Origin of the sequence: Pedococcus sp. KACC 23699, from assembly GCF_045348425.1 — a bacterium.
Lineage (GTDB): Bacteria > Actinomycetota > Actinomycetes > Actinomycetales > Dermatophilaceae > Pedococcus.
On sequence record NZ_CP157483.1, the window covers coordinates 876,410 to 898,523 of the forward strand.

At 70.8% G+C, this 22,114-nt stretch carries 24 protein-coding genes; 15 read left to right on the plus strand and 9 right to left on the minus strand.

Annotation, left to right across the window (positions count from 1 at the left end; genetic code table 11):
- Position 1 precedes the first annotated feature (1 nt).
- The 6 genes from ABEG17_RS04020 (at position 2) to ABEG17_RS04045 (ending at position 4,218) form a co-directional block, all read left to right on the plus strand.
- Positions 2 to 343: a hypothetical protein gene (locus tag ABEG17_RS04020; RefSeq protein WP_406831998.1), complete on the plus strand. Its 342-nt coding sequence runs from the start codon at positions 2 to 4 to the stop codon at positions 341 to 343.
- Between the two features lie 35 nt (positions 344 to 378).
- Complete coding sequence (locus tag ABEG17_RS04025) at positions 379 to 1,131, plus strand: DUF4386 domain-containing protein (protein ID WP_406831999.1); 753 nt, start codon at positions 379 to 381, stop codon at positions 1,129 to 1,131.
- A gap of 67 nt (positions 1,132 to 1,198) precedes the next feature.
- Positions 1,199 to 1,684 carry a DUF6326 family protein gene (locus ABEG17_RS04030; RefSeq protein ID WP_406832000.1) on the plus strand — a complete coding sequence of 162 codons (486 nt, stop codon included), beginning with the start codon at positions 1,199 to 1,201 and terminating at the stop codon, positions 1,682 to 1,684.
- Positions 1,685 to 1,735: 51 nt separating this feature from the next.
- Complete coding sequence (locus ABEG17_RS04035; RefSeq protein ID WP_406832001.1) at positions 1,736 to 2,905, plus strand: CaiB/BaiF CoA transferase family protein; 1,170 nt, start codon at positions 1,736 to 1,738, stop codon at positions 2,903 to 2,905.
- 19 nt (positions 2,906 to 2,924) lie between these two features.
- Positions 2,925 to 3,059, plus strand: coding sequence for a hypothetical protein (locus ABEG17_RS04040; RefSeq protein WP_406832002.1), 135 nt, complete (start codon positions 2,925 to 2,927; stop codon positions 3,057 to 3,059).
- A 49-nt stretch (positions 3,060 to 3,108) separates the two neighbouring features.
- Positions 3,109 to 4,218, plus strand: a complete 1,110-nt coding sequence (locus ABEG17_RS04045) for an alpha/beta fold hydrolase (RefSeq protein WP_406832003.1) — start codon at positions 3,109 to 3,111, stop codon at positions 4,216 to 4,218.
- A gap of 28 nt (positions 4,219 to 4,246) precedes the next feature.
- Here the strand turns inward: ABEG17_RS04045 and ABEG17_RS04050 are convergent, their stop codons facing one another.
- Positions 4,247 to 4,414 (minus strand): Flp family type IVb pilin, encoded by a 168-nt coding sequence (locus ABEG17_RS04050; protein ID WP_406832004.1) that lies wholly within the window; start codon positions 4,412 to 4,414, stop codon positions 4,247 to 4,249.
- Positions 4,415 to 4,678: 264 nt separating this feature from the next.
- Here ABEG17_RS04050 and ABEG17_RS04055 point away from each other — a divergent pair, with 264 nt between their 5' ends.
- Positions 4,679 to 5,335, plus strand: coding sequence for a Type 1 glutamine amidotransferase-like domain-containing protein (locus ABEG17_RS04055; RefSeq protein WP_406832005.1), 657 nt, complete (start codon positions 4,679 to 4,681; stop codon positions 5,333 to 5,335).
- A 183-nt stretch (positions 5,336 to 5,518) separates the two neighbouring features.
- Positions 5,519 to 6,424, plus strand: a complete 906-nt coding sequence (locus ABEG17_RS04060; RefSeq protein ID WP_406832006.1) for a class I SAM-dependent methyltransferase — start codon at positions 5,519 to 5,521, stop codon at positions 6,422 to 6,424.
- 79 nt (positions 6,425 to 6,503) lie between these two features.
- Here ABEG17_RS04060 and ABEG17_RS04065 read toward each other — a convergent pair whose 3' ends face one another.
- Positions 6,504 to 7,823: a fatty acid desaturase family protein gene (locus ABEG17_RS04065; RefSeq protein WP_406832007.1), complete on the minus strand. Its 1,320-nt coding sequence runs from the start codon at positions 7,821 to 7,823 to the stop codon at positions 6,504 to 6,506.
- Between the two features lie 9 nt (positions 7,824 to 7,832).
- Positions 7,833 to 8,939: a ferredoxin reductase gene (locus tag ABEG17_RS04070; protein WP_406832008.1), complete on the minus strand. Its 1,107-nt coding sequence runs from the start codon at positions 8,937 to 8,939 to the stop codon at positions 7,833 to 7,835.
- A gap of 114 nt (positions 8,940 to 9,053) precedes the next feature.
- Between ABEG17_RS04070 and ABEG17_RS04075 the strand changes: the two genes are divergently transcribed.
- The 3 genes from ABEG17_RS04075 (at position 9,054) to ABEG17_RS04085 (ending at position 12,488) form a co-directional block, all read left to right on the plus strand.
- A complete protein-coding gene (locus tag ABEG17_RS04075; protein ID WP_406832009.1) occupies positions 9,054 to 10,235 on the plus strand; it encodes a PucR family transcriptional regulator in 1,182 nt (393 codons plus the stop codon).
- A gap of 121 nt (positions 10,236 to 10,356) precedes the next feature.
- Positions 10,357 to 11,340: a carbamate kinase gene (locus tag ABEG17_RS04080; protein ID WP_406832010.1), complete on the plus strand. Its 984-nt coding sequence runs from the start codon at positions 10,357 to 10,359 to the stop codon at positions 11,338 to 11,340.
- A gap of 5 nt (positions 11,341 to 11,345) precedes the next feature.
- Positions 11,346 to 12,488 carry a ring-opening amidohydrolase gene (locus ABEG17_RS04085; RefSeq protein WP_406832011.1) on the plus strand — a complete coding sequence of 381 codons (1,143 nt, stop codon included), beginning with the start codon at positions 11,346 to 11,348 and terminating at the stop codon, positions 12,486 to 12,488.
- Positions 12,489 to 12,497: 9 nt separating this feature from the next.
- Here the strand turns inward: ABEG17_RS04085 and ABEG17_RS04090 are convergent, their stop codons facing one another.
- Positions 12,498 to 13,877, minus strand: a complete 1,380-nt coding sequence (locus ABEG17_RS04090; RefSeq protein WP_406832012.1) for an ATP-binding protein — start codon at positions 13,875 to 13,877, stop codon at positions 12,498 to 12,500.
- Positions 13,874 to 14,530, minus strand: a complete 657-nt coding sequence (locus ABEG17_RS04095) for a response regulator transcription factor (RefSeq protein WP_406832013.1) — start codon at positions 14,528 to 14,530, stop codon at positions 13,874 to 13,876. The genes ABEG17_RS04090 and ABEG17_RS04095 overlap by 4 nt, the downstream gene beginning before the upstream one ends.
- 60 nt (positions 14,531 to 14,590) lie before the next feature.
- Here ABEG17_RS04095 and ABEG17_RS04100 point away from each other — a divergent pair, with 60 nt between their 5' ends.
- The 3 genes from ABEG17_RS04100 to ABEG17_RS04110 are packed head-to-tail and all read left to right on the plus strand — an operon-like array spanning position 14,591 to position 17,557.
- Positions 14,591 to 15,709: a LolA family protein gene (locus tag ABEG17_RS04100; RefSeq protein ID WP_406832014.1), complete on the plus strand. Its 1,119-nt coding sequence runs from the start codon at positions 14,591 to 14,593 to the stop codon at positions 15,707 to 15,709.
- Positions 15,706 to 16,689, plus strand: a complete 984-nt coding sequence (locus ABEG17_RS04105; protein ID WP_406832015.1) for an ABC transporter ATP-binding protein — start codon at positions 15,706 to 15,708, stop codon at positions 16,687 to 16,689. Before ABEG17_RS04100 ends, ABEG17_RS04105 begins: the two co-directional genes overlap by 4 nt.
- The gene (locus ABEG17_RS04110) at positions 16,676 to 17,557 is read left to right on the plus strand and encodes an ABC transporter permease (protein ID WP_406832016.1); all 882 of its coding nucleotides are present in this window, start codon (positions 16,676 to 16,678) and stop codon (positions 17,555 to 17,557) included. The genes ABEG17_RS04105 and ABEG17_RS04110 overlap by 14 nt, the downstream gene beginning before the upstream one ends.
- Before the next feature lie 340 nt (positions 17,558 to 17,897).
- Here ABEG17_RS04110 and ABEG17_RS04115 read toward each other — a convergent pair whose 3' ends face one another.
- Positions 17,898 to 18,029 (minus strand): hypothetical protein, encoded by a 132-nt coding sequence (locus ABEG17_RS04115; protein WP_406833250.1) that lies wholly within the window; start codon positions 18,027 to 18,029, stop codon positions 17,898 to 17,900.
- A gap of 190 nt (positions 18,030 to 18,219) precedes the next feature.
- On the opposite strand from ABEG17_RS04115, the gene ABEG17_RS04120 reads away from it, so the two are divergent.
- Positions 18,220 to 18,708, plus strand: coding sequence for a hypothetical protein (locus tag ABEG17_RS04120; protein ID WP_406832017.1), 489 nt, complete (start codon positions 18,220 to 18,222; stop codon positions 18,706 to 18,708).
- A gap of 9 nt (positions 18,709 to 18,717) precedes the next feature.
- Here the strand turns inward: ABEG17_RS04120 and purH are convergent, their stop codons facing one another.
- From purH to ABEG17_RS04135, 3 genes are all read right to left on the minus strand, one after another.
- On the minus strand, positions 18,718 to 20,340 hold the full coding sequence (purH, locus tag ABEG17_RS04125; protein ID WP_406832018.1) for a bifunctional phosphoribosylaminoimidazolecarboxamide formyltransferase/IMP cyclohydrolase: 1,623 nt from the start codon (positions 20,338 to 20,340) through the stop codon (positions 18,718 to 18,720).
- On the minus strand, positions 20,337 to 20,957 hold the full coding sequence (gene purN / locus ABEG17_RS04130; protein WP_406832019.1) for a phosphoribosylglycinamide formyltransferase: 621 nt from the start codon (positions 20,955 to 20,957) through the stop codon (positions 20,337 to 20,339). Before purN ends, purH begins: the two co-directional genes overlap by 4 nt.
- Before the next feature lie 66 nt (positions 20,958 to 21,023).
- Positions 21,024 to 22,034 (minus strand): LLM class F420-dependent oxidoreductase, encoded by a 1,011-nt coding sequence (locus tag ABEG17_RS04135; RefSeq protein ID WP_406832020.1) that lies wholly within the window; start codon positions 22,032 to 22,034, stop codon positions 21,024 to 21,026.
- Positions 22,035 to 22,114: the final 80 nt, after the last annotated feature.

Sequence of the window (22,114 nt, forward strand, 5' to 3'; positions counted from 1 at the left end):
TATGACCACGCCGCCCAGGACTCACCCCGGCATGCGGGGGTTGCCGGAGTCGCGCGTCGGTCGGCGGGCGGTCGCGCTTGCAGCGTTGAGCGTGAGCGGCATCGTCCTGCTCGTGCTCTCCTTTGCACTCGGCATCGTCGAACCCGCCGACAGCTACACCGACAGCTGGGCGCAGCTCGTGTGGGGCGTCGGGATCTGGCTGTCAGCGGTCGCTGCTCTAGTCACCGGCGCCATCGCGATCGGACGTCATCACGACCGGTCCTGGATGGTCATGGTCGCCACGGCTTTCGGGCTTCTCCCTGCCGTCCTGCTGCTCTCGGAGATCGCGCTCGGCAAGTTCTGAACCCGCTCGATCCATCCTGTGCGAGGAGCTTTGCGATGACCACGACGAACGCCCCGTCCGGGTCGAGCTCGGAGGCGATGGGAGCCGAGCTCAACAGCACCGCCCGCACGACCGGACTGCTGTACCTCGGACTCGCTGTCACCGGGCTGCTCGGGTTCCAGGTGGTCCGCGGCCAGCTCTACGTTGCCGACCACCCCGGCGCCACGTTGTCCAACCTGGTCCAGCACCCGTCGATGGCGCGCCTCGGCATCGTGCTCGAGCTGGCGATCGTGCTGACCCAGGCCCTCGTGGCCGTGTGGTTCTACCGCCTGTTCCGCAGCGTCGACACGTTCGCCGCAGGGTTGGTCGCGGTGTTCGGGATGGTCAACGCCGTGGCGATCCTGGGCAGCGCGGCGATGCTCGCCACGGCACTCGACGTCGCCGATGGCCGGTCGTTGGCCGTGCCCGGCGGTGCGGCAGCAACCGTTCAGCTCTCGTACGTCGTCAGCGGTCACCTCTGGGGGGTCGGGGGCTTGTTCTTCGGGCTGTGGCTGATCCCGATGGGCTGGCTCGTGGTGCGCTCACGGTGGCTTCCGCGGCCCTTGGGCCAGCTGCTGATGATCGGCGGGGTGGGCTACGTGCTCAGCACGTTCGTCAGCTACGCGTTCGCGGATGCCGGGCTCGCGACCGGGTTGCTGACCGTGCCCGCCACGATCGGCGAGTTCTGGATCGTCGGGTACCTGATCTTCTTCGGAGTCCGCCGGCAAGCTCGACCGGTTCCGGGGGGCGCCCAGGTTGTGGCTACCTGAGCGGATATGGGAGCGGGATGGTCCCGCGCCATCGGGCGATGCGCCCGAACAGCCTCGGGAGGTCACCGTGTCCACCACGACCCACTACCAGGACTACCGGATCAGCCCACGGATCAAGATCGCCGCGCTGTGGACGTCCATGCTGTTCATCTTCGCGTACGTGGACCTGTTCAGCTCGTTCCGAGCTGACGTACGGTCCGACATCGAAGCCGGCAAGATGTTCACCTTCACCATCGGACAAGGCTTCCTGCTCGGCGTGACCATCTACGTCCTGGTTCCCAGCCTGCTGGTGTTCCTGAGCCTCGTCCTGCCGGCGAGGGTCACGCGGCTGGCCAACATCGTTGCCGCCGCCCTCTACGCGGTGACGATCGCGGGTGGCGCGGTCGGCGAGTGGAACTACTACATCCTCGGCAGCATCACCGAGGTCGCTCTGCTGGCTGGTGTCATCTACTACGCCTGGACCTGGCCAAGGTCGACAGACTCACTCGCCTCCCAGGCCAACCGGTCCCGGGCCGGCACACGAGTGCACTCCGGGCCCAAGACAGACGCGTAGCTCGGCGCCATACCCTCCCTGAAACCCCGACCACCCTGAAAGACTGTGGCGGTGAGCGCACCATTGGAAGACATCACCGTGATCGACCTGTCCCGCGCCCTGGCCGGACCACACGCGGGAATGATGTTGGGAGACATGGGCGCCCGTGTCATCAAGGTCGAGACGCCCGGCACTGGAGACGAGTCCCGGGGCTGGGGTCCGCCCTTCGTGGGACCCGAGGACGACCCGATCTCGACGTACTTCCTGTCCTGCAACCGCAACAAGGAGTCGCTCACCCTCGACCTCAAGTCCGACGACGGCCGTGACGTCCTCACCCGGCTGGTCCGACACAGCGACGTCCTGATCGAGAACTTCCGGCCTGGAGTCCTCGACCGGCTCGGCTTCACCGTCGCGCGCCTCCACGAGCTCAACCCCCGCCTCGTCGTCCTGTCCATCAGCGGCTTCGGCCACGACGGCCCGCAAGGCGGCCGCGCCGGGTACGACCAGATCGCCCAGGGCGAGGCGGGCCTGATGTCGCTCACCGGACCGAACCCCCAGTCCCCCATGCGCGTCGGCGTCCCCATCGGCGACCTCCTCGCCGGCATGTATGGCGCGTACGGCGTCGTCGCCGCCCTGCACGAACGTGCCACCACCGGTCGCGGTCGGGTGGTGCGCACGTCATTGTTGGCAGCGATCGTCGGGGTGCACGCCTTCCAGGGCACGCGGTACACGGTCGCCGGTGAGGTCGGGCACGGGCAGGGCAACCACCACCCGTCCATCTGCCCCTACGGCTTGTTCACGTGCGCCGACGGGATGATCCAGATCGCCTGTGGCAGTGAAGCGTTGTGGGTCAAGCTCGCCACCGCGTTCGGCATCGACCCGTTGGCCCCGGGTCTGGCGACCAACCGCGAGCGAGTGGCCAGGCGCGACGAGGTGACGCAGCTCCTCGATGACGCCTTCGCCGACATCGGGCTGAGCGACCTACTCACCCGACTCGACGAGATCGGCGTCCCCGCAGGCGAGGTGCGCACCATCGACCGCGTCTATGACTGGGACCAGACCCGATCCCAAGGCCTCGTCCTAGACATCGACCACCCCGTGCTCGGCCCGATCGAGGTGCCGGGACCGCCGATCCGCTTCGACGACAACACCTTCGCCGGTGGACGCGAGGTCCACGACGCCCCACCTGCCCTGGGCCAGCACAACGAGTCCATCCGGAAGTGGCTCGCCGAGCTGGGCTGAGGCGGCATACTCCCCGGTCATGGGCGCGTGGCACTACAGCTGCTACGAGGTGACCTACCGGTCGGGCTTCGTTCGGCACCGCATGCTCGTCGCCGCGGACTTCCGGGTCTGCACGCCGTCCGGGGCCACGTGCCCGCCGGTCGCCACCGACTGACTGCCCTGTCACCCCTCCCCGTGGTCCCCACGGTCGTACCATCGAAGACATGGCGGGCCAGCCACCGGCACCGAGGCAGGAGATCAGGTTCTGTCGCGCCCCGGACGGCGTGCGGATCGCGTATGCCGTGCACGGCTCGGGTCCGCCCCTCGTCGTGGACTCCTGCTGGCTGAGCCACCTCCAGTACGACTGGCAGTCACCGGTCTGGAGGCACTACCTCGATGAGTGGGGCCGCGACCACACGGTCATCCGCTTCGACGAGCGGGGGCACGGCCTGTCCGACCGCGGGGTCACGGACCACAGCCTCACAGCCCGGCTCGGCGACCTCGAGGCGGTGGTCGAGGACGCCGGGCTCGACCGTTTCGCCCTGCTGGCCATGGCCCAGGGCGGCCCCGTGGCGATCACCTACACCCATCGGCACCCGGAGCGGGTGTCGCGACTGGTGTTCTACGGCAGCTACTGCGGCCTGCCCGACGACGACCCGGCCGACATCGAGCTCAACGACACGTTCGACCAGCTCATCAAGGTGGGCTGGGCCCGACCGGACTCGGCCTTCCGGCGGGTCTTCACGTCGCTGATGATCCCCGACGCCACGCAGGAGCAGCACGTCTGGCTCGACGAGCTGCAGCGCGTGTCCACCGATGCCGACACCGCCCGCACCTCACGTCGCGAGCGCAAGGCCGCCGACGCCTCCGACCTGATGGCCGATCTCGATGTGCCGACCCTGGTGATGCACTCGCGGGGCGACCGGATGAACGCGTTCAAGGAGGCGCGACAGCTGGCCAGCGGCATCAGTGGCGCGCGGCTCGTGGCGCTCGAGAGCGACAACCACATCGTCCTCGAGGACGAACCCGCCTGGCAGGTCTTCTGCGCCGAGCTCGCGGCCTTCCTCGAGGAGGCCGCCCCGCCGGGCGTGCTGGAGTCCCCCATGGACCCCGCGGGCGGCTCCCGTGCCATCGACCTCCGAGCCCTCTCACCGCGCGAGCTCGAGATCCTCCAGCTCGCGGCGCGAGGACTCGACAACGACGAGATCGCGTCGTCGTTGCACCTGAGTGTCCGCACTGTCGAACGGCACCTGAGCAACACCTACGCCAAGCTCGACCTGCACGGGAAGTCTGCCCGCACCGCGGCAGTGGCCCGACTCCTCACCCGCGCCTGAGCAGGCTCGGAGCGGGCCGGGCCACCGATCAGATGCTGGTGGCCGCCGAGTTGAACAAGGACGACAGGTTGTTCCCCAGCAGGACGACTGCCGCAATGATGACGATGGCGATGAGAGCCACCATCAAGCCGTACTCGACCGCGGTTGCGCCGCGCTCGGTCCGGCTGCCGCGAAGCTTCGAGATGTACTTCTGCATGAGCCATTCCGTTCTCTGTTGAGCGGGCCACTTCCCGCATCAGACCGTAGTTTCGTGGCGCAACGACCTTCGCGTCTGCGCTTTGGCAGATGCAGCTGCTTTCGCGCCCGTTCAGGGGATGCCAGCCCGTGCCCAAACCCACAGAAACCTCTCGCGGCCGGTCCGACCGATCAGCTTCGCGCAGGCGCCCCGGGTGCGATGATTTCCAGCCTTGCACCTGGTCTTCAGTCACATGACCCTTCTGCGCGAACCTTCGGAGGCACCGTGAAGCTCCTGCTCACCTCGGGCGGTGTCACGAACCCGAGCATCCACTCGGCACTGGTGGAGCTGCTCGGCAAGCCCGTGGACGAGTGCCACGCGCTCTGCATACCGACGGCCCAGTGGGGCCACCCCATGTGCGGTCCGGGTTCCGTGCAGGGGATGGTGGCGGCCAAGCCTGCCTGGCAGCCCTTCACAGGCCTCGGCTGGGCCTCGCTCGGGGTCCTCGAGCTGACCGCGCTGCCCTCCATCGGCGCGCAGCGATGGGAGCCCTGGGTTCGCGATGCCGACGTGCTCCTGGTCGACGGCGGCGACGCGACCTACCTGGCGCACTGGATGCGGGAGTCCGGCCTCGCCGACCTGCTGCCATCGCTGCCCGACACCGTCTGGGTGGGCGTGAGTGCGGGGAGCATGGTGATGACGCCTCGCATCGGGGACTACTTTGTTGAGTGGCCGGCTGCGCTGGATGACCGCACCCTTGGCGTCGTCGACTTCTCGATCTTCCCCCACCTGAACGCCTTCCCGACCAACACCATGGCTCACGCCGAGCGCTGGGCTGCCGACCTCGGCGTCCCCGCCTACGTCATCGACGAGCAGACGGCCATCACGGTGGTCGACGGCTCCGTCGAGGTCGTCTCCGAGGGCGACTGGGCGAAGCTCTAGCCCCAGCCACCTGGCGTGCGCCGAACGGCGCCGCGGACCTACGCGTATGCCGCCAGCCCACACCGCCCGGTGCACACGAACCGCCGCGACGACGTCACGCAGGTACGTGCACGCGCCGATGTGGGGCACCGTGCCGCGCTCCTAACGTCGTGACCGCAGGGGACACGACCACGGGGAGAGACCATGAGCACCACGCACAGCACCACCAGGACCAGCACCACCGCCAACTCCAGTTCCGACTCCAGCTACGGCACCACGACAGCCGTCACCGGCACCGCCGAGGACCGGGCCCTCAAGGCCAAGCACGCCGCACTCTGGGCGCTCGGCGACTACGCCGCCGTCGCTCGCGAGGTGATCTCGCCGCTCGGTCCGGCCCTCGTCGAGGCGGCGGGCATCACTGCAGGACAACGGATCCACGACGTCGCCGCCGGGTCGGGCAACGTCGCCATACCGGCAGCGCGCACCGGTGCCGAGGTCGTCGCGAGCGACCTCACCCCCGAGCTGCTCACCCGAGGCAGGGCCGACGCGCAGCGGGAGGGGCTGGCCATCACCTGGCAGACGGTCGACGCCGAGGCCCAGCCGTTCGCCGACGGCGAGTTCGACGCCGTCGTGTCCTGCGTGGGCGTGATGTTCGCGCCGCACCACCAGCTCGTGGCGGACGAGCTCGTGCGCACCTGCCGTCCCGGGGGGACCATCGGTGTCCTCAGCTGGACGCCGGAGGGCTTCATCGGGCAGATGTTCGCGACGATGAAGCCGTATGCCGCGCCGCCGCCCACCGGCGCCCAGCCGCCGCCGCTGTGGGGACACCTCGACCACGTGCGCGGGCTGTTCGGCGACCGGGTGGAGGACCTGCACGCGGTCCAGCAGGACCTCGTCGTCGACGGGTTCGAGACGCCGCAGGAGTTCCGCGACTTCTTCAAGACGAACTACGGCCCGACCATCGCGGCCTACCGCAACATCGCCGACGACCCGGAGAAGGTGGCGGCGCTCGACCGTGACCTCGTCGCCCTGGCGGAGCGCTTCGACCGCGGCGACGGGCACACGGTGCTGGACTGGGAGTACCTGCTGGTCACCGCTCGTCGCACCTGAGGCCGGACAGACCGACGGCCCACGTCCTGGCGAGAGGAGGTGGGCCGTCGGCGAACTGAAGCGTACCGCTGCGAACCGGTCAGGCGGTGCGGCGGGGGGCGGCGTGACGCAGCTTGCGCCGGAGGCGCTTGCCCACGGCCTCGGCAGCGATGCCGACGCGGGTGCGGCCGGGCTGCTTGTTCGGCAGCGACAGGACGATGACCTGCTTCCACGCGGAGGCGACCTGCTTGGGCAGCGGGCCGGTGGTGTAGCTCAGGCCGTAGCGCTGACAGATCTCCTGGATGCGCGGGGCGATCTCGATGTAGCGGTTGCTCGGCAGGTCGGGGAACAGGTGGTGCTCGATCTGGTGCGACAGGTTGCCGCTCATGAGGTGCATGGCCTTGCTGCCGCTGATGTTCGCCGAGCCGAGCATCTGGCGCAGGTACCACTCGCCACGGGTCTCGCCGTCGATGGAGGTCTTGGCGAAGGTCTCGACGCCCTCGGGGAAGTGGCCGCACATGATGACCGAGTGGGTCCAGACGTTGCGGACCGTGTTGGCGACGAAGTTCGCACCCAGGGTGTGGAAGAACGACGGGCCGGACAGCAGCGGGTGGATCAGGTAGTCGCGACGGGCGTGGCGGCCGATCTTCTTGAGCACCTTGGCGCCGTCGTTGCGGAACTCTTCCTTGGTCTTGCCACGGCCCTTGAGGTACGCGCCGACCTCGAGGTCGTACGCCGCGATGCCGTACTCGAAGAACAGCATGTTGGTGAAGTTGTAGATCGGCTGGCCGAGGTAGGCGGGAACCCACTTCTGGTCCTCGTCGACGCGCATGATGCCGTAGCCGAGGTCGTTGTCACGGCCGATCACGTTGGTGAACGTGTGGTGGAGCTGGTTGTGCGAGTGCTTCCAGAACTCCGACGGGGTGGCGTTGTCCCACTCCCACTCCTGGCTGTGGATCCGCGGGTCACGCATCCAGTCCCACTGGCCGTGCATGATGTTGTGGCCGAGCTCCATGTTCTCGAGGATCTTCGCCACGGACAGGCCGGCCGTGCCGACGAACCACGCCGGCGGGAAGATTGAGAACAGCAGCACGGCGCGGCTGCTCATCTCCAGCCCGCGCTGCCACTTGAGGACCTTGCGGATGTATGCCGCGTCGCGGGTGCCGCGCGAGTCGAGGACCTCCTGGCGCAGGGCGTCGAGCTCGAGGCCGAGGGCCTCGATCTCCTCGGGGCTCAGGTGACCGGCCGGGTCCGGCTTGCCGGACGGCTTCGGCGCGTGCTTGCGCTCGGTCGTGACCACGTTGAGGCGGCTGTTGACGGGCTTGGTGCGCTGGGGCGCGCGGGGCGTCCCGGCCAGCGACCCGTCGATGGACAGGTCGAAGTTGTCGTCGGTCTCACGGTTCTGGGCAATGGCAGCCATTGTTCGCTCCTAGAGGTCGATCTCGCAGGCGCCGGCGGCCGCCGACACACAGGTCTGGATGCGGACGTCGTCGTCCGGGGTGGCCACGGTGAGCTCGCCGTTGCGCAGGTCGCGCACAGCTCCTTCACGCAGCGGGAGCACGCAGCCGAAGCAGATGCCCATACGGCACCCGGACGGCATGAGGACGCCGGCTTCCTCGCCGGCGTCGAGGATCGGGGTGGCGCCGTCGGACTCGATGACGGTGCCGTTCTTGCGGAAGGTGACCGTGCCACCCTCGCCCTCGGAGATGATCACGGGGCGGAAGCGCTCGGTGTGGATGCGGTCGGCGAGGCCGGCCTGCTCCCAGTGGGCCTCCATGGCGTCGAGCATGCCGGTGGGGCCACAGCACCAGGTCTCGCGCTCGCGCCAGTCGGGCACGATGCGGTCGAGGTCCGCAGGGCTCAGCACGCCGTCGGTGTCGGTGTGCAGCTCGACGAGCTGCAGCGACTCGGCCGTGGCCCAGGCCCGCAGCTCGTCACCGAAGATGACGTCGTCGCGGGTCGGGGCCGAGTGGACCATGACCGCGTCGGGGAGCTCGGCGAGGTGGTTACGCAGCATGCCCATGACCGGGGTGATGCCGCTGCCTGCGGTGAGGAACAGCGCCTTGCGCGGCGCCGGGGCCGGGAGGGTGAACTCGCCGGTGGCCTGGTCGAGGTGGATCAGCGTCCCGGGCACGAGCTCGCGCACGACGTGGTTGCTGACCTTGCCGCCGTCGATGGCCTTGACCGTGATGGCCACGGCGCCGTCCGGGTCACCGATGAGCGAGGTGAGGGAGTAGGCGCGCCAGTTGCGGACGCCGTTCACGTCGACACCGATGCGGATGTACTGGCCGGGCACGTGGCCCTTCCAGCCGCGGCCGGGCTTGATCCGCACCGTGGCGGCGTCGCGGGTCTCGGCGGTGACCGACAGAACGCGTCCACGCAGGTCGGCGCCGCTGCGCATCGGGGCGATGAGGTCGAGGTACTCGGCCGGCACGACGGGGGTGGTCACGGCCTGGGCCACGCGGGTAAGGGTGTCGCGCAGCGAGCGCCGGGGTGGGGCGCTGTGAGCCGTGCGGGGAGGGAGAACTGCGGTCATGGTTCCATCATGCTGGCTCCGGGGTCTAAAATCCTGACCAGTACGCGTGAGTTCTCCCACGAGAGTTGTTCGTAGATGACAAAAAGATCCGCGAATCCCCACGAATCACCCACGGTGACCGCCGACCGGGCAGCCGCCCTCACCCTGTCGCCCGAGGTGCAGACCGCCCTGCGGTCGCACCTGCCCTCGGTCGCCGAGCACGCCGTCGCCGCCATCATCCTCGAGGTTCCTGTGTATGCCGCCGCGCGCAGCTTCATGGTCGACAACATCGAGGCCGCGGTGCAGATGGCCCTGGGCAGCTTCCTCACGCTGGCCGCCCGGTCCGGGGACGCCTCCACCCCACTGCGTCCAGCCCAGCGTGGCTCCTACGAGCTCGGTCGAGGCGAGGCCCGCAGCGGCCGCAGCGTCGACGCCCTGCTGTCGGCCTACCGTGTCGGCGCACGGGTCTCGTGGCGGCAGCTGTCGGCCGTGGCGGTCGAGGCGGGGATGGACGCCGGCCAGCTGGCCCAGTTCGCCGAGCTCGTCTTCGCCTACATCGACGAGCTGTCCGCAGCGAGCGTCGCCGGCCACGCCGACGAGCTCGAGACGTCCGAACGCCTGCAGCGACAGCACCGGGACCGGCTCGCGCTCGAGCTGCTCCGCGGCGCCTCCGAGGAGGTGCTGCTGCGGCGGATCGACCGAGCCCGGTGGGACAAGCCGGCCACGATCACCACGGTGCTCACCCGCGAGGCCGACCTGCACGGCATACGCAGCCTGGTGGACCCACGCTCGCTGGTGCTGGCCGAGGACCTGCCGGACGTCCCGGCCGACGAGGACGTCGCCGCGCTCCTCGTTCCGGACCTCTCCCCCGGCGCCCGAGCCAAGCTGCTGCGGTCGATCGGGACCAGGGCAGCCGTCGTCGGGCCGACCCGTCCATGGCTGCTCGCGAGCAGCTCCTACCAACGAGCCCTTCGAGCGCACCGCCTCACGGCCGGCGGGAGCCGTGGGGAGCGGGCGGCCTACGACACAGAGGCCCACCTGTCCGACCTCGTGCGGGGCGCGGACCCCGAGGCCCTCGCCGACCTGCGCCGCACCGTGCTCGCCCCGCTGGACGACCTCACCCCGGTCGCGCGCGAGAAGCTCGAGGAGACGCTGCGGCTGTGGCTGCTCCACCGCGGACGTCGCGAGGCCGTCGCCGACGCGTTGTTCGTGCACCAGCAGACGGTGCGCTACCGCGTGGGCCAGCTGCGCGAGCTGTTCGGCGACACCCTCGACGACCCCGAGGTGGTCCGCGACCTCGTCGTGGCCCTCGGCTGACCCTGTCCGCTCGGCGTCGCACATCTGCCAACCCCACCGCCCTCGCCCCAGCAGGTCCTGCCAACGTCAGCGAGCACCCGTCCTCCCTAGGCTCGCCGCACGACGACTGTGGGGAGGTGGCATGCGGGTCCTGATCGCGCTCGGTGGCAACGCCATGACCGGCCCCGACGGCAGTGCCACTCCGCAGGCCCAGCGCGACGCCATCGCCCGCGCGATGGTCCACGTCGCCGCCGTCGTCGAGGCCGGTCACGAGGTCGTCCTCACCCACGGCAACGGGCCCCAGGTGGGCAACCTGCTGGTGAAGAACGAGCTGGCCGCACACGTCGTCCCGCCGGTCCCCCTGGACTGGTGCGGCGCCCAGACGCAGGGCACCATCGGCTTCACCGCGCTCGACACCCTGGAGGCCGCGTTCGCGTCGCGTGGGCTGGACCACCGCGCCGCCGCCGTCGTCACCAGGACGCTCGTCGACCCCGACGACCCGGGGTTCACGACGCCCACGAAGCCGATCGGCCGGTTCCTGCCCCACGACCAGGCCCTGCGGCTGATCGAGCACGGCGAGACCTGGCAGGACCGCGGCGACAAGGGGTGGCGTCGCATGGTGGCCTCCCCCGAGCCGCTCGAGGTCCTCGACACCCACACCGTCCTCACCCTCCTCGCGGCGGGGTACGTCGTCGTCGCGGCCGGTGGCGGCGGCATACCGGTCGTGCGGCTGCCCGACGGCTCGGTCCAGGGCGTCGAGGCAGTCATCGACAAGGACCTCACCGCCGTCGTGCTCGCCCGCGCCACCGGGGCGGACGTCCTCGTCATCGCCACCGACGTCGAGCACGCGGTCCTCGGCTACGGCACCGGTGACGAGCGCCCGCTCGGTCGCGTCCCGCTCGAGGAGATGGAGAGGTATGCCGCGAACGGCGAGTTCGCCTCCGGCTCGATGGGCCCCAAGGTCGAGGCGGCTCTCCGGTTCGTGCGAGGTGGGGGCCGGCGCAGCGTCATCACGGCCCTCGACCGCATCGCCGACGCCCTCACCGGCGATGTCGGCACCATCATCGAATCACCAGCAACCGCAACACCTGCAGCTCCCACGCCTACAACTCCAACCGGAAGGTGAGTCACGTGCCCGAAGCCATCGAGGTCCGCAAGGTGCCGCTCCACAGCGTCTCCGACGCCAGCGAGCTGGCCAAGCTCATCGACGAGGGCGTCATCGAGGCCGGCCGTGTGGTCGCCGTCATCGGCAAGACCGAGGGCAACGGCGGCGTCAACGACTACACCCGCATCATCGCCGACCGCGCCTTCCGCGAGGTGCTCGTCGCCAAGGGCGCCGACCCCGACCAGGTCAAGCAGGTGCCGATCGTGTGGTCCGGCGGGACCGACGGGATCATCAGCCCGCACGCGACCATCTTCGCCACCGTCCCGGCCGACCGGGCGGAGCAGTCGGAGGAGCCGCGCCTGACGGTCGGGTTCGCGATGAGCGAGGTCCTGCTGCCCGAGGACATCGGTCGCACTGCCATGGTCACCAAGGTCGCCGACGCCGTGAAGGTCGCCATGGAGAGGGCTGGGATCACCGACACCGCCGACGTCCACTACGTGCAGACCAAGACGCCGCTGCTGACGATCGACACCATCCGCGACGCCAAGAGCCGCGGCAACGACGTGTTCACCGAGGACACCCTCGCGTCCATGGACGTGTCCAACGGCGGGACCGCGCTCGGGATCGCAGTCGCCCTCGGCGAGATCGAGATGCCGCGCGACGAGGACGTGCTGCGCGACCGCAGCCTGTTCTCCTCGGTCGCCTCCTGCTCATCGGGCGTCGAGCTCGACCGGGCGCAGGTGGTCGTCGTCGGCAACACCCGCGGCATCGGTGGCCGCTACCGGATCGGCCACTCCGTCATGCGTGACGCCCTCGACGCCGACGGGATCTGGGAAGCGATCAAGGACGCCGGCCTCGACCTGCCCGAACGACCGCACTCGTCCGACCTGCAGGGTCGACTGGTCAACGTGTTCCTCAAGTGCGAGACCAGCCAGGACGGCCAGGTGCGGGGTCGCCGCAACGCCATGCTCGACGACTCCGACGTGCACTGGCACCGCCAGATCAAGGCTGCCGTCGGCGGTGTCACGGCCTCCATCACCGGCGACCCGGCCGTGTTCGTCTCGGTGTCGGCCGCCCACCAGGGCCCCGACGGCGGAGGTCCCGTCGCAGCCATCGTCGACCTCGGCTCCGGCGACCCGACGGGCTACCGAGCCCCCCAGCCCGACTGACGCCAGCCCTCAGCCAGCCTGTTCGGCCAGGCGGTCGAACTGGACGACGGCGCGGAGCCCTGGCGCCGCATCCTCGAGCCACACGCGGGCGCCGTTGCGGCGCAACAGCTCTCGCGTGATGGGCAGCCCCAGTCCGCTCCCCCCGGAGTCGCGGTCCCTGGCCTCCTCGAGCCGGGCGAACCGGTCGAAGACGCGCTCGCGCTCCTGGGGCGGCACGCCGTTGCCGTCGTCCTGCACGACGAGCCGGGCTGCGTCACCGTGCACGTCCGCCCTGACGACGACGCAGGTGCGCGCATGGCGGACGGCGTTGTCCACGAGGTTCGTGACGGCCCGCGACACCTCCGTGCGAGATCCCGACACCACCGGGCGGACGCCGCCGTCGAGACGGCTCTGGTGCACGCGGACGGGCACTCGAGCGGCGGCATACCGGTGCTCGACCTCGGTGAGCAGCTCGGACAGGTCGAGCGGTTCGCGCCTCGGTGGCGCGGCGTCCGGGCCGCTGCGGGCCAGCACGAGCAGGTCCTCGACCAAGGCACTGAGCCGGTGCAGGTCCGGCAACAGCTCGGCCGGCAGGGTGCCACCGTCGCCGAGCCGGCCGGCCACTTCGAGCTGGGTCTGCAGGCTGGCGAGGGGGCTGCGCAGCTCGTGGGCGGCGTCGGAGACGAAGTCACGCTGCTTCGCGCTGGCCACAGACAGACGTTCCAGCATCCCGTTGAGGGTCGTCGCGAGCGCCCACAGCTCGTCGTGGGCCGTGGGCAGGGGCAGCCGCTCGCTCGGGTCGGCGGACTCGCCGATTCGCTCGGCACCCTGGCGCAGCCGTTCCACCGGGCGCAGGGTGTAGCCGATGACCCGCCAGGCCGTGAAGGCCAGCAGGGCCAGGAAGACGGGGAAGAAGACGAGCATCAGCGTCCGCAGCACCCGGCGGCTAGTCTCCAGGTCGGCCGTGGGAACGGCCGCCACCACCACGGAGGGGTTGCCGGCGGGACCGGCCAACACCGCAACGGCAACGAGCTCACCTCCGAGCCCGGCGCGGCTGCCGGGCACCGTGACCCAGCCGCCGGCCAGCAGCCGCCGACGCTCCTGCGGGTTGATCAGCGGGGTCAGCCGGTCGGCAGTCACCGACCCGCCGACCACCCGGTTGCCGGCGTCAAGCACCTGCACCACCTGGGCGCCGCTGACGGGCACCGGCTCCGGCAGTCGCCCGTCGTTGACCAGGGCCGCCACGTCGCTCGCGTTGGACCGCGCCTCGGCGACGGTGGCGCGTTCGAGGCTCACGCCCGTCGCGGCATACAGCAGGAGGCCGCCCACCACGAGGGCCCCGGTGACGCCGACCAGTCCCAGGGCCATCAGTCGAGTGCGCAGGCCCCACCGCTCGAGCCAGCCGTTCATGTCCGCATCCGGTAGCCCACGCCCCGCACCGTCTCGATCCGGTCGCGGCCGAGCTTGCGGCGCAGGTAGCCGACGTAGACCTCCACGATGTTGGCCGACCCCTGCTCCCCGGTGCCCCACACGCGGTCGAGCAGGGACTCCTTGGTCACCACCGCCGGGTGCTCGCGCAGGAGCTGCTCCAACAAGAGGTACTCGCGACGCGACAGGTGGACCTCTTCGCCGTCCACCTCCACGCGGCGCGAGGCCGGGTCGAGCCGCACGCCAGCCGCCTCGAGGACGGTGGCCCGCGGTCCCGCGTCACGGCGCAGCATGGCCCTGAGCCGGGCCAGCAGCACGACGAACGAGAACGGCTTGGTGAGGTAGTCGTCGGCACCGTAGTCGAGCCCGTCGGCCTGGTCGTACTCGCCGTCCTTGGCCGACAGCAGCAGCACGGGCACCCAGTTCTGCTCCTCGCGCAGGGTCCGCACCACGGTGTACCCCGACATCCCCGGCAGCATGATGTCGAGGATGACCGCGTCGTAGCCGCCGAACCGGGCGGCCTCCAATCCGGACGGACCGTCAGCGACCGTGTCCACGACGAAGCCCTCGGCCTGCAGCCCCCGGGCCAGGGCCGCGGCCATCCGCGCCTCGTCCTCCACCACCAGAACTCGCACGCCCACACCATGGCACGAGTTCACAGCAGAGTCTCAGGGCCGGCGGCGCACAGTGTGGACATGAGCCTGTTCACCGAGCGCCCGGCACTGCGATGGGCCGCCCCCGTCGGAGCTGCCGCGCTGGTGGCAGCAGTCGCCCTCGTCGCCGGCCGTTCGGCCAGCGCGGTCCCCAGCCTGCCGCCGCGGACCCCGGCCCAGCTCCTCGCCGACGTGCAGCAGGCACGGCCTGCAGGGCTGTCCGGCACGGTCGTGCAGACCTCGAAGCTCGGCCTCCCGGAGCTGCCCGGCGTGAACGGCTTCGGGGGCGGCAGCTCGTCGTCGCTGTCCTCGACGGTGACGGGCACCCACACGTGGCGCCTCTGGTACGCCGGCCCGACCCGGTCCCGCCTCGCCCTCGTCGGGAGCCTCGGTGAGTCCGACGTCATCCGCAACGGCCGCGACCTGTGGGTCTGGTCGAGCACCGACAAGTCCGCGACGCACGCCCTCGTCCCCGATGAGGTGAAGCACGCCTCTGCCGCTCCCCCTGCACTCGAGCCCGACAACCTGCCGAAGACCCCCCAGGACGCCGCTCGCCTCGCCCTCGCAGCGGTGGACCCGACCACCAGCGTCACCACGTCCGGCGCGACGTCCGTGGCCGGTCGCTCGGCCTACGACCTCCTGCTGCGCCCCAAGGACGCCGACAGCCTGGTGTCGCAGGTGCGCATCTCCGTCGACGCCCAGGAGCACATCCCCCTGCGGGTGCAGGTCTACTCGACCAAGGCCGCGAACCCCGCCTTCGAGGTCGGCTTCACCGCCGTGAGCTTCGCCAAGCCCGAGGCGAGCCAGTTCGCGTTCAACCCCCCGCCCGGCACCACCGTCAAGCAGGCCACCCTGCCGACCCCGGGCGCCGGCGTCGCGACGAAGGCACCGCAGCACAGCACGTCACCGCGACCCACCGTGGTCGGCCGGGGATGGGCCAGCGTCGTCGTCACCAAGCTGCCCACCCAGGCCACGTCCAGGTCCGCCTCCTCCGGCCAGCTCGCGAGGCTGCTCCGCACCCTTCCCACGGTGTCCGGCTCGTGGGGCCGTGGACACCTGCTCAACGGCACTCTGTTCTCCGCCGTCCTCACCGATGACGGTCGGCTCGCCATCGGCGCCGTCACCCCCCAACGCCTGTATGCCGCGCTGGCGGCCAAGTGAGCCAGCTCGCCACGGCGGCGCGGTCGACGACCACCGCCGGGCCTCCCGATGACGACCTGGCCGCCCAGACCCGGGGTCTGACCAAGCGGTTCGGCTCGCAGGTGGCCGTGGACGACCTCGACCTCGCCGTCCCCCGGGGTGCGGTCTACGGCTTCCTCGGTCCCAACGGCTCGGGCAAGACCACGACCATCCGCATGCTGCTCGGGCTGGTCGAACCCACCGCCGGCACCCGGTCCCTGCTCGGCCTGCCCATCCCGGACCGCGCCACCGAAGCGCTGCATCGGGTCGGTGCCCTCGTCGAGGGACCAGCCTTCCACCCCTACCTCTCAGGCCGGTCCAACCTCCTGCGGCTCGACTCGGCGGACATCCTGGCCGACCCCCGCACCGCCCGTCACCGGGTCGACGCCGCGCTGGACCGGGTGGGCCTGCTCGCCGCCGCCGGAAAGCGTTACCGCGCCTACTCATTGGGTATGCGGCAACGGCTCGCCATCGCCGGCGCGCTGCTCGCACCCCGGGACCTGCTCGTCCTCGACGAGCCCACCAACGGCCTCGACCCCCAAGGCACCCGCGAGGTGCGCTCGCTCATCGGGTCGCTCGCCTCCGACGGTGCCACCGTGCTGGTCTCCAGCCACCTCCTCGCCGAGGTCGAGCAGATCTGCACCCACCTCGGCGTCATGCGCGAGGGGCGGATGGTGGCCCAGGGCACGACGGTGGAGGTCCGCGGCGGCGGGACCACGACGCTGCAGCTGCATACGGCCCAGCCCGAGCGCGCCGTGGCCGTCCTCGAGGGCCTCGGGGTGACCGACGTGGCCACCGCCCACGGTGAGGTGCGCGGAGCTCCCGGCACCCTCGAACCCGAGGCGGTCGTCGCAGCACTCGTGGCCGCCGGCGTGGGCGTCCGCTCGTTCACGGTCGGCCGGCCCAGCCTCGAGGACCTGTTCGTCTCGCTCACCGGGGAGGGCTTCGATGTCAGCGGCTGACCTGCGGACGACGGCCCTGCCGTCGTCGACGGCGCCCCGCCCCGTACGCCCGCGTCGGCTGTCCACCCGGTTGCTGCGCTCGGAGCTGCGCCTCATCGGCGGCCGACGGCGCAACCAGGCGGGCCTGCTCGTCCTTGCCGCCGTGCCCGTCGTCATGGCCATCTCGGTGAAGCTGTCGACCGATAGCCAGCAGGGCGGGCCGACTTTCCTGTCGTCGATCACCTCCAACGGACTGTTCGTCCCGCTGGCCGCCCTGAGCGTGGAGATCACCGCGTTCCTGCCGCTGGCCATGTCGATGCTCGCGGGGGACGCCATCGCGGGTGAGGCCAACATCGGCACCCTGCGCTACCTGCTCACGGTCCCCGTCCACCGCACCCGGCTGCTCGCGGTGAAGTACCTCTCGCTGTGCATCGGTGCCTTCTGGGGGGTGTGCGCCGTCGCCATACCCGGTGCCCTCGTGGGTCTGGTCCTGTTCGGGGGCGGGCCGCTCACCACCCTGTCCGGCTCGCAGGTCGGGTTCGCCTCGGGTCTGTGGCGGGTGCTGCTCGTCATGCTCTACCTCAGCGCCGCCCTGTCGGCGCTGGCCGCCGTGGGACTGTTCATCTCGACCCTCACCGAGCAACCCATCGCCGCGGCCATCGCGCTGATGATCTTCACCATCGTGTCGTTCATCCTCGACCAGGTGCCTCAGCTCGCCTGGCTGCACCCGTGGCTGGTCGTCGACCACTTCACGGCCTTCGGCGACCTCATGCGCGATCCGATGGCGTTCGATGCCGTCGGACGTGGGCTGGGCCTCTTCGCCGTGTATGCCGTGGTGTTCTGGCTCGCGGCGTGGGCGAGGTTCTCCGGCAAGGACATCACCAGCTGACCCACCCCAGCTCTACGGCTGTGGGGTGCGTCAGAACCCGCTGCCGTCGCCACCCCTCCGGAAGCCGTCCACGCCTGGTCCGACTCGGCCTGCCCACGAGCCAGCGACGGTCGCGGCGTGGGGTCACCGCCCCACTCCCGGTCGTACAGCCAGGCCAGCCCCAGCACGACGACCAGCACCCCACCGATCACGATCCACACCATGACGACACCCCCTGCTCAGCCGAGCCAAGCGCCCGGTGCCGCACACGGTCCCACGCCAGCGCCTCGGCGCCAGACCATCGGTTCGATGTGAACGCGCCCGGAATTCCGGGCGTGTCCACATCGAACCACCTGCCGGACTAGCCGGCGCTGGGCTGCGCGACGGTGGTGAGTCCGGTGACCGTGACCGGCGAGGGCCTCCGCGTCTTCGTGCCGTCACCCGGCTGGCCTTCGCTGTTCTCCCCGAAGGCACGGGCCGAGCCGTCTGCCACAGCAGGACGGTGTGAAAGCTGCCCCCTGAAGCCGAACGCACCACCCCACCCGTCACCACCTGCACAGGTGATCGGGTCGACGCGGTCGAACCCGTGCCCAGCTGACCCTGGGCGTTCGCTCCCCGGCATAGACCTTGCCGTCCGTGGTCGCCGCCACGGAGTGGAACTGACCTCCAGCTAGCATCGGCGCATGCGTCGGGGTGGCTGGGCCAAGGTGGCGACGGGGCTGTGCGCCGTGGCCCTGTCCGCCTGCAGCTCCCCCGGCATCGATGGCGGAGCCACCCGGGTGGCAACCTCGGTGACGACTCAGGTGACAACCACCGACGACTGCCCCGACGTGCGCCTGGCACCGGGCGCGGTGGCTGCCTCGATCGCGTTCGGTTACGACGGCAAGCCCGTGGCGACCGGGCAGGACGCCGAGGTTCGGCTGTGCCTGCGTGGCTTCCCGAACAAGTCGGTCATCGTCACGGCGCCGCCGGGCACCGAGGTGTCGCCCGCCGGCGCCACGACAGGTGGCACCGGCAGCGACATTCTGACCTTCACCGTCTCGGCGAAGTCCGGGTCGGGTGGCGCCCTCGGGGTGCTGCTCAGGGACTCCAGTGGTCACCAGAGTGCCGATTCGGGCGGGCCCTCGGTCGTCGTCGAGGGCGCCACCTGGCGGTTGGCCAAGCAGCCCTGACGGGTCGGCTCAGTGGGCGAAGTGCCTGGTGCCGGTGAAGTACATCGTGACGCCGGCAGCCTGTGCGGCCTCGATGACCTCGGCGTCGCGCATCGAACCACCCGGAGCGACGACGGCCCTGACCCCGGCGTCGAGCAGCACCTGCAGGCCGTCCGCGAACGGGAAGAACGCGTCGGACGAGGCAACAGCACCCTGCGCGCGGTCGGCCCCGGCCCGCGACACCGCGAGGTGGCACGAGTCGACGCGGTTGACCTGCCCCATGCCGATGCCGACAGCCGCGCCGTCCTTGGCCAACAGGATCGCGTTGGACTTCACGGCTCGCACCGAGCGCCACGCGAACGCAAGATCGGCCAGCGTCGCCTCGTCAGCGGCGTCGCCGGAGACCAGGGTCCAGCGCGACGGGTCGTCGCCGCCCGGCTTCTCGCCCTCGACGACGGCGTCCACCTTGTCGACGGTCTGCAGGAGCAGCCCGCCGCTGATCGGGCGCATCTCGATGCTGTCGGCGTTGCGCGAGGCGTCGGCGGGCAGGCGCAGGATGCGGATGTTCTTCTTGGCCTGCAGGACCTCGAGCGCGGCGGCGTCGAAGTCAGGGGCGATGATCACCTCGGTGAAGACGTCCTTCACCTGCTCGGCCATCGCGAGGTTCACGGTGCGGTTGGCGGCGATGATGCCCCCGAAGGCGGACACGGGGTCGGTGGCGTGCGCGGCGGCATACGCGGCCTCGATGGAGGAGCCGACCGCGATGCCGCAGGGGTTGGCGTGCTTGACGACCGCGACGGTCGGCTGGTCGCCGTGGTCGTGGGCCGCGCGCACGGCGGCGTCGGTGTCGACGTAGTTGTTGTAGGACATCTCCTTGCCGTGCAGCTGCTCGGCCGAGGCGACGCCACCACGCCAGTGCCGGTAGATCGCGGCCTTCTGGTGCGGGTTCTCGCCGTAGCGCAGGACCGCCGAGCGGGTGAACGTCGCGCCGGTCCAGGCCGGGAAGCCGGTGCCGTCGGAGGTGTCGGTGTAGACGTTGCCCATCCAGTTGGCGACCGCGTTGTCGTAGTCGGCCGTGTGCACGAACGCCTGCGCTGCCAACAGCTTCCGCTCGCCCAGGGTGAACCCGCCCGCCTCGACGGCAGCCAGCACCGCACCATACGCAGCCGGGTCGGTGACGACGGCGACGCTGGGGTGGTTCTTGGCGGCCGCGCGGACCATCGACGGCCCGCCGATGTCGATCTGCTCGATCACCTCGTCGGGCGAGGCACCGGACGCGACGGTCTCGCGGAACGGGTAGAGGTTGACGACGACGAGCTCGAACGGCTCGACCCCGAGCTCCTCCAGCTGCCGGACGTGGTCGTCCTTGCGGGTGTCGGCGAGGATGCCCGCGTGCACGCGCGGGTGAAGCGTCTTGACGCGCCCCTCGAGGCACTCGGGGAAGCCGGTCAGGTCGGCGACCTCGGTCACCGGGATGCCCAGGGACTCGATGAGCTTCGCCGAGCCCCCGGTCGAGACGAGGGCGACCCCGGCGGCGTGCAGGCCACGGGCCAGCTCCTCCAGCCCGGTCTTGTCGTAGACGGAGACGAGCGCCCGGCGGACCGGTCGGCGTCCTGCGTCGTCAGCGGGCTTCGGGCTGGACTGCTGGGTCACGGAATGCTGACCTTCCCATCGGTGACGGTGATTCCTTCGCGGGCCGCGCGGCCCACGATGTTGACGAGCAACGGGTGCTCGACGGCTTTGATGCGCTCGTGCAGGGTGTCCTCGGTGTCGCCCTGCCGGACCTCGACGGTGGACTGGGCGAGCACGGGCCCGGTGTCGACCCCCGCGTCGACGACGTGGACGGTGCAGCCGGTGACGGACGCCCCGGCGGCGAGGGCGTCACGCACGGCGTGGGCCCCGGGGAACGCCGGCAGCAGGGCCGGGTGGGTGTTGATGACGACGTGGTCGGCCAGGACCCGGGGGCCGAGGAGCTTCATGAACCCCGCCGACACGACGAAGGCCGGCTCGTGGTCGGCGATCCGCTCCGCGAGCGCGGCATCCCAGTCGGCCCGGCTCTCGTGGTCCTCGACCCGGCACACGAAGGTCGGGATGCCCGCGGCGGCAGCCTTGTGCAGGCCGGAGATCCCGGCGCGGTCGGCGCCGACGGCGAGGATGCGGACCCCGTATGCCGCGTCGGACGTGGCGTCGATAAGTGCCTGGAGGTTCGTGCCCGACCCGGAGATGAGGACGACGATCCCCGTGGGCTGCGTCGTCTCGGCCGCGGTCACGCGCACGACGATACCGACCTGGACGCGGGTGCAGGCACCCGCGTCCACGGACGGTGGCCCGCCGGCTCAGGGGGCGGCGGAGCGCAGCTTCTCGAGCAGCGGCCCTGCCGCCTCGTCGAGGAACCGCTGCTGCCCCTCGTCCCCCACCTGCACCAGCGCGATGTCGGTGAACCCGGCCTCCCAGTAGCCCGAGACCGCCTCGACGATGGCGTCGAGGTCGGGACCGCACGGGATGGACTCCGCCACCTGGTCGGGGGTGATGAACTGCGAGGCACCGGCGAACCCCGCCGGCGTCGGGAGGTCGGCGTTGACGGCCCAGCCCCCGGCGAACCACCGGAACTGCTCGTGCGCCCGCTCCTTGGCCTTGTCGGCGTCGGGGTCCCAAGAGATCGGGATCTGGCCGATCGCCCGGGCGGCGCGCGAGCCGATGCCCACGGCGTCCCCACCGCTCTCGGCCGACTTGCGCGAGTTGAGGAACCCCGTGACCAGGTCGGCGTCCGGCTGCACGGCGATGACGTGGTCGGCCAGCGGCCCGAACCGCTCGAACGACTTCTCCCCAGAGACGGCCACGCCGATCGGCACCCCACCCTCGGGGCAGTCCCAGATGCGGGCTGAGTCGACCCGGAAGTACTCCCCCTGCCAGGTCACGAGCTCGCCGGTGTGCAGCTCGCGGATGATGTGGATGGCTTCCTCGAGCATGTCCTGACGGACGCCCACCATCGGCCAGCCCTCACCGACGACGTGCTCGTTGAGGTTCTCGCCGCTGCCGAGGCCGAGGGTGAACCGACCTTCGCTGAGCAGCTGCAGCGTCGCCGCCTTCTGGGCGACGACGGCCGGCTCGTAGCGGATCGTCGGGCAGGTCACGTAGGTCATCAGCTCGAGCCGCTCGGTGGCCTGGGCGACCGCGCCGAGCACCGTCCAGGCGTACGGAGCGTGGCCCTGCTCGGTCAGCCAGGGCGAGTAGTGGTCGCTGCTCACGGCGAAGTCGAAACCGCGCTTCTCCGCGTCCACGGCGTAGCCCACCAGTTCGCGGGGGCCGGACTGCTCGGTCATGAGGGTGTAGCCGAATCGCGTCATGGCTCCACCGTCACACGACCCGCGAACCGTCTCCACTCGAGCGTGTCCGCTGTGGGCGAACGGGCGCCGCACGGGCCGCG

Bases quoted from the DNA above. Each gene is read 5' to 3' on its own strand.
- ABEG17_RS04135 (WP_406832020.1), bottom strand. From the start codon at position 22,034: ATGACGCGATTCGGCTACACCCTCATGACCGAGCAGTCCGGCCCCCGC.
- ABEG17_RS04070 (WP_406832008.1), bottom strand. From the start codon at position 8,939: ATGACCGCAGTTCTCCCTCCCCGCACGGCTCACAGCGCCCCACCCCGG.
- ABEG17_RS04025 (WP_406831999.1), top strand. From the start codon at position 379: ATGACCACGACGAACGCCCCGTCCGGGTCGAGCTCGGAGGCGATGGGA.
- ABEG17_RS04060 (WP_406832006.1), top strand. From the start codon at position 5,519: ATGAGCACCACGCACAGCACCACCAGGACCAGCACCACCGCCAACTCC.
- ABEG17_RS04020 (WP_406831998.1), top strand. From the start codon at position 2: ATGACCACGCCGCCCAGGACTCACCCCGGCATGCGGGGGTTGCCGGAG.
- ABEG17_RS04120 (WP_406832017.1), top strand. From the start codon at position 18,220: ATGCGTCGGGGTGGCTGGGCCAAGGTGGCGACGGGGCTGTGCGCCGTG.
- ABEG17_RS04040 (WP_406832002.1), top strand. From the start codon at position 2,925: ATGGGCGCGTGGCACTACAGCTGCTACGAGGTGACCTACCGGTCGGGC.
- ABEG17_RS04110 (WP_406832016.1), top strand. From the start codon at position 16,676: ATGTCAGCGGCTGACCTGCGGACGACGGCCCTGCCGTCGTCGACGGCG.
- ABEG17_RS04050 (WP_406832004.1), bottom strand. From the start codon at position 4,414: ATGCAGAAGTACATCTCGAAGCTTCGCGGCAGCCGGACCGAGCGCGGC.
- ABEG17_RS04045 (WP_406832003.1), top strand. From the start codon at position 3,109: ATGGCGGGCCAGCCACCGGCACCGAGGCAGGAGATCAGGTTCTGTCGC.
- ABEG17_RS04065 (WP_406832007.1), bottom strand. From the start codon at position 7,823: ATGGCTGCCATTGCCCAGAACCGTGAGACCGACGACAACTTCGACCTG.
- ABEG17_RS04090 (WP_406832012.1), bottom strand. From the start codon at position 13,877: ATGAACGGCTGGCTCGAGCGGTGGGGCCTGCGCACTCGACTGATGGCC.
- ABEG17_RS04100 (WP_406832014.1), top strand. From the start codon at position 14,591: ATGAGCCTGTTCACCGAGCGCCCGGCACTGCGATGGGCCGCCCCCGTC.
- ABEG17_RS04080 (WP_406832010.1), top strand. From the start codon at position 10,357: ATGCGGGTCCTGATCGCGCTCGGTGGCAACGCCATGACCGGCCCCGAC.